This is a genomic window from Kineococcus vitellinus (assembly GCF_009906315.1).
In the GTDB taxonomy this organism is placed as follows: domain Bacteria; phylum Actinomycetota; class Actinomycetes; order Actinomycetales; family Kineococcaceae; genus Kineococcus; species Kineococcus vitellinus.
Genome location: NZ_JAAALL010000446.1, coordinates 1 through 2393 on the forward strand (window position 1 = coordinate 1; position 2393 = coordinate 2393).

Genomic DNA, 2393 nt, shown 5'->3' on the forward strand with positions numbered 1-2393 from the left:
CGACCGCGCCGCCGGCGGTCAGGTGGACGGCGTCGGGCGCGGGGACCATGCCGAGCTCGGCGGCGCGGCGGGCCAGCTGCTCGGGCGAGGACTGCGTGGCCAGCGACTCCGCGGCGGCCTGCTGCTGGTCGGCCAGGCGCTGGGAGGCGACCTGCAGGTCGGTGATCTCGTAGGCGTCGCCGGCGATGGCGATGTTCGTCATGAGCAGGCCGAAGAGGCCCAGGGTCAGCAGCAGCACGCAGGCCACCGGCAGCGGCAGCCGCAGCCGCCGCACGGCGGGGGGCGTGACGACCTGGAGCTCGGGACGGGCGGCCGCGGTCTCCGAGCGCGCCTTGAGCTGGCGGACCGGAGCGTTCCGGGCCGCGATCAGGGGCTGGCTCATCACGGCGTCCTTCCGTCGGTCGTGCCGTTCTCGTCCGGCTCGATGCTCGTGGGCGGGGGGTCGGTGCGGGCGCGCCGGCGCGGCTCCTGCGAGGAACCCGCCCGGTTCCTCCGCGGGTTCCTCCGCTGCGCCTGCGGGCGGTCGCGGGAGGCGTCGGACCCCCCGGCGTTCGAATCCTCCCCGGGCAACCGGCGCACCGCGCGCAGGCGCGCCGAGGCCGCCCGCGGATTCTCGGCCAGCTCGGCCTCGTCCGCGCCCTCCCCGCCCCGGGTGAGCAGTTCGGCGCGCGGTCCGGCGCCGGCGGGGACGAACGGCAGGTCCGGCGGCGCGGAACTGGTGGACAACTCCCGCAGGACCCGCTTGGCGATGCGGTCCTCGAGCGAGTGGAACGTCAGCACGGCGAGCCGGCCGTCGGGGGCGAGCCGCTCGAACGCGGCCGGCAGGGACCGCTCGACGACGCCGAGTTCGTCGTTCACCTCGATGCGCAGGGCCTGGAAGGTGCGCTTGGCGGGGTTTCCGCCGGTGCGGCGGGTGGCGGCAGGGACGTTGGCGCGCACCAGGTCCACCAGCCGCGCGGAGGTCGTGAAGGGTTCGCGCTCGCGCTCGCGGACGATCGCCGCGGCGATGCGCGGGGCGAAGCGCTCCTCGCCGTACTCGCGCAGGAGGCGCACCAGGTCCGACTGCGAGCGGGTGTTCAGCACGTCGGCGGCGGTCGTCGGCGCACCCGGGTCCATGCGCATGTCGAGCGCGGTGTCGCGCGCGTAGGAGAAACCCCGCTCGGCCTCGTCGAGCTGCAGCGAGGAGACGCCCAGGTCGAAGAACACCGCGTCGACGCGCTCGAGGCCGAGCTCGTCGAGCACGGCGGGCAGGGAGTCGGAGACGGCGTGCACGAACGTGGTGCGCTCGGAGAACTCGTGCAGCCTGCGGGCGGCGAGCTCCAGGGCCTGCGGGTCGCGGTCCACGCCGACCAGGCGCACCTGCGGGTTGCGGCGCAGCAGCTCGGCGGCGTGGCCGCCCATGCCCAGCGTGGCGTCGACGGTGACGGCACCGGGGTGCTGCAGCGCGGGCGAGAGCAGGCGGGTGCAGCGCTCGAGCATCACGGACGCGTGGCGGGCGGCCACCTGCGCGGCGAGCTCGTCGGGTGCGGCCGCCGCGGGGTCGCCGACGACGGCGAGCACGCTGCGCTCGTCCACCACGACCCTCCGCTCCCCTCACCTGCGACCCGCCCGCTCACCGGTCGCGACCGGCCCCGCACGGCCGTCGGCCGGGGTCCCCATCCGCCCGCACCCTCGGCCCTGGCGCCGGGGAAGTGGCGTCAGGACCGGTGGCTTCGGGCGGCTGGAGGCCTCGGCCGACGGTCTGTCCCCGGGTCGCGACCCCGACCCGGGAGGGGGATCAGACGATCCCCGGCAGGACCTCCTCGCGCTGGTCGGCGAAGGCGGGCTCCGCCTCGGCCAGGTAGGCCTCCCAGGTCGGCAGGTCCCACAGCTCCACCCGGCTGCCCGCGCCGATCACGGCGACGTCGCGGTCGAGGGCGGCGTAGCTGCGCAGCATGGGCGGCACCGTGATCCGCCCCTGCTTGTCCGGCGTCTCGTCCGAGGCACCCGAGAGGAACACGCGCAGGTAGTCGCGCGCCTCCTTGCGGGTCAGCGGCGCTCGCCGCAGCTCCTCGTGCATCCGCTCGAACTCCTGCATCGGGAAGAGGTAGAGGCAGCGTTCCTGCCCCCGGGTGATCACCAGGCCGTCGAGCAGCTGGTCCCGGAACTTGGCCGGGAGGATCAGCCGCCCCTTGTCGTCGAGGCGGGGGGTGTAGGTGCCCAGGAACACCGCGCACCCCCACACGGGTCCCCGCCCGGTCCCCTGCGGACCAGGTCGCTCCACCGTACTCCACTTTCCTCCACCGTCAACGCGGATCGACCCTCGGTGATCTCCCGCGCGTCACGTCGTCGCAGGTCAGGACGGTGGAGCGGCGGGGAGGGGCGGCGGGTGCCCCCTCCGGGCCCTCCCCCCG

Annotated in this window: 3 protein-coding genes; all 3 read right to left on the minus strand. The window is 75.6% G+C overall.

Annotated features, from left to right (window positions below; all coding sequences use genetic code 11):
* Nucleotides 1-382: cell division protein FtsL (ftsL, locus tag GTQ99_RS22205; RefSeq protein WP_166617855.1), on the minus strand; the 382-nt coding region annotated here is incomplete at its 3' end.
* Entirely contained in the window at nucleotides 382-1479 is a 1098-nt protein-coding gene (gene rsmH / locus GTQ99_RS22210) for a 16S rRNA (cytosine(1402)-N(4))-methyltransferase RsmH (protein ID WP_166617857.1), read from the minus strand. The genes ftsL and rsmH, both read right to left, overlap by 1 nt.
* 298 nt (nucleotides 1480-1777) lie before the next feature.
* Nucleotides 1778-2209: a division/cell wall cluster transcriptional repressor MraZ gene (gene mraZ, locus GTQ99_RS22215; protein ID WP_166617856.1), complete on the minus strand. Its 432-nt coding sequence runs from the start codon at nucleotides 2207-2209 to the stop codon at nucleotides 1778-1780.
* Nucleotides 2210-2393 lie beyond the last annotated feature (184 nt).

Excerpts from the sequence above, each read along its gene's own strand:
- rsmH (WP_166617857.1), bottom strand. The coding sequence starts at position 1,479 with ATGCTCGAGCGCTGCACCCGCCTGCTCTCGCCCGCGCTGCAGCACCCC.